3 protein-coding genes are annotated in these 2,445 nt (G+C 60.4%); all 3 read right to left on the bottom strand.

The annotated features are described in order from the left end of the window. Positions 1-176: 176 nt before the first annotated feature. The gene (locus AC1D0Z_RS19700; protein WP_477659868.1) at positions 177-731 is read right to left on the bottom strand and encodes a hypothetical protein; all 555 of its coding nucleotides are present in this window, start codon (positions 729-731) and stop codon (positions 177-179) included. A gap of 439 nt (positions 732-1,170) precedes the next feature. Then, a complete protein-coding gene (locus AC1D0Z_RS19695; RefSeq protein ID WP_477659867.1) occupies positions 1,171-1,626 on the bottom strand; it encodes a DUF2721 domain-containing protein in 456 nt (151 codons plus the stop codon). 89 nt (positions 1,627-1,715) lie between these two features. After that, positions 1,716-2,445: DNA-formamidopyrimidine glycosylase family protein (locus AC1D0Z_RS19690; RefSeq protein WP_477659866.1), on the bottom strand; the 730-nt coding region annotated here is incomplete at its 5' end.

Raw genomic sequence — 2,445 nt, 5'->3', positions numbered from 1 at the left:
GGCCACGCCTGGCCTGTCAAGAAAAATTTATACCGTGCGCCGGCAGGAAGGCAGCCTTTCGGTGGCGGCACAGGCGTTGCACGACCTGATCATGGAGCGCATGAAAACGTGGCAACCCGGGCCGCAGCCAAAACGCCGCCAACCCGGGAAGCTTTAGGGCTCGGGGGTCTCGGGGGTTAAAGCGAGCCCAGATCCTGCACGGCGTCCACCACCATGCTGGTACCCAGTGCAATCAGCAGGATATCAGTGGCGACACGCACATACTTGTGGCCCGAGGGAGGCGGGCCGAGCCGCCCCACCACAGAGGCTGGCACGGGGTAATACACCACACCGGCAGGCAGCGGTTGCCCGATGGCGTATTTTTTGGCCTGGCCCGGCGGCATGCAGCCGTTGTTTTTCTTGGCAAGGCCCGGTGGGCAATGGCCCGACTTGAATTGCTTTCCGTAGTAGTCCTGCAGCACCACACGCTGCTCGGGAACAAAATAGCCGCCAACTTTGACGTCTTCATGTTTATTGCCTTTGGACTTTTTGGCTTTTTTGCCGCCGTGGTCGTCCTGGTCTGACTGCTCCACCTGGCTGTGTTTTCCGCCCTTGTCTTTGTTCTTTCCGCCGCCGGCCCATTCGGGTTTTTCGGCAAAGCTTGCGGAGCACATCAGCGCGCCGGCCATTAAAAAGGCCAGGCTGCGGGTGGGCAGGCGCAAACCGGTTTTCGGGGTCGTTGTTGTTGTCATCGTGGTTCTCCAGTGGTATCAGTTCGGGATCGGCCCGGCGGCATTGCGGCTACGTCAAGTTGGCGGGTTACTGCCACAGGCAACAGTGCACAAGGCTCCTTCTTCAACGGGCCCCTGCGGCGACCGTTGACAGGGCTTGCGCATGCCACGTGCGCACCGAATGCACGTCATACCCTGCATGGCAGTGCAGTCAAAGCTGTGCCATTCTGGCCCGAAACACGGCAGCCGGATGTCAGGAAACAAGCTGTTTCACGGTCATACATTGACACGCATTTGAGGGACTGGGGATAGATGCCTGACTTGCGGACCCAGCCAGGAAGACAACAAACGGGCACCACGACACAAAGGACTTATTGCTATATTTATGATAGCTGCTGGCGCCCGTCCATAATGCTCCGCAGGGCATTCAATCCCTGAATTACCGGGACGGGGCAACGCGTCATTTTGGTTGCGGTTCAGCAAATTTGAGCAGCCGCGTCGCCAGCAGCGTTTCAGCCAGAAAGCAAACCAGCGCCAGAAGAAAGCACACCACGCCCGAGAGGAAGCAGATGGTGGCAATGCGCAGGGTCGGCAGCTCGCTGGTTTCCCCCAGGAAAAGCAGGATGATGGTGGTGCCGATCAGCATGGCGCAAAAGGTCAGAAAGGCGATGCAGATGTTGACGAGCCAGCCGCGCTGGCGCAACTCGCGCAGCTCGGCATACATGCGGTGCGCGCGGGCCTCTTCCACGCCGCCGGTTTCGAGCCGGTTCTCCAGGAAACGCGCGCGGTCAATGATGCGTGCCAGCCGCCCTGCAACGGCGGCGATCATGCCAGAAACAGCGGTGAGCAAAAACACCGGCGCCACCGCCAGCTGGATGCCATGGGTGACGGTCGCAAGGTCGGGGGCAAAATTCATGCGGGCGTCTCCGTTGACAGATTGGGATGGCCTGCATTTTGTCATGCCGTGCCGGAGCCCTTGCCACGAGGACTCACCGGTGCTGAAACCTAACGCAATTCAAAGGGCGCGTCGTAGCGCCGCTGGCAGCTTTCGCAGAAAAAACTGCGGCGGTTGGTTTTTCCGAGATAGGCCTTGACGAATGGAATGGCACAGCGCGGGCAGGTCTTTTTGGTGTGCGCCAGCCAGTGCTGCTTGAGCACAAAAGCCCGCTTCCATTCCAGAAAGTCAAAGCTGTATTGCCGCGCCTGCTCGACCAGCGCCCGCAGCTTGGGCGCGGGCATGGCGCCTACGGTTGATAGCGGGTGCACGCGGATGCGAAACAGCACCTCGTTCTTGATGATGTTGCCGACACCGGAGAAAACCGTCTGGTCCAGCAGTGCGTCGCAGACAAGTGCGTCGGGCATGGCGCGCAACTTTCTGCGGGCAGCCACCGGATCCCAGGCATCCGACAGAACATCCGCACTCCAGTCGTAAGCGGCATCCAGCGGTCCTTCCACGAAACGCACCGAACAGGTGTAGAAGTTCAGCTCTTCTCCGCCAGCGAACCCGAGGCTCAGCCGCGGGACGGCGCCATCTTTGCCTTCGTTGATGCGGTAAGTGCCGAACATCAGCAGATGGATGCGGACGGAAAAACCCTTGAACTCGAGCAGGAAGTGCTTGCCCCAGCTGCGCACCGCCACAATGCGCTGGCCCACCAGGCGGACCATGTCGATGCTGCTGTTGCCGCTGGCACGCAACACCACACGGCCGGCAAATGCGGCGGCTTCTTCCCTGAGG

This window comes from Polaromonas sp. P1_E3, assembly GCF_056405935.1.
The sequence above is the reverse complement of the archived record's forward strand: the minus strand, read 5'-3'. Positions and strand labels throughout refer to the sequence as shown.

What these genes read in the sequence shown, in the direction of transcription:
- AC1D0Z_RS19700 (WP_477659868.1), bottom strand. Translation starts at nt 731, where the DNA reads ATGACAACAACAACGACCCCGAAAACCGGTTTGCGCCTGCCCACCCGC.
- AC1D0Z_RS19695 (WP_477659867.1), bottom strand. Translation starts at nt 1,626, where the DNA reads ATGAATTTTGCCCCCGACCTTGCGACCGTCACCCATGGCATCCAGCTG.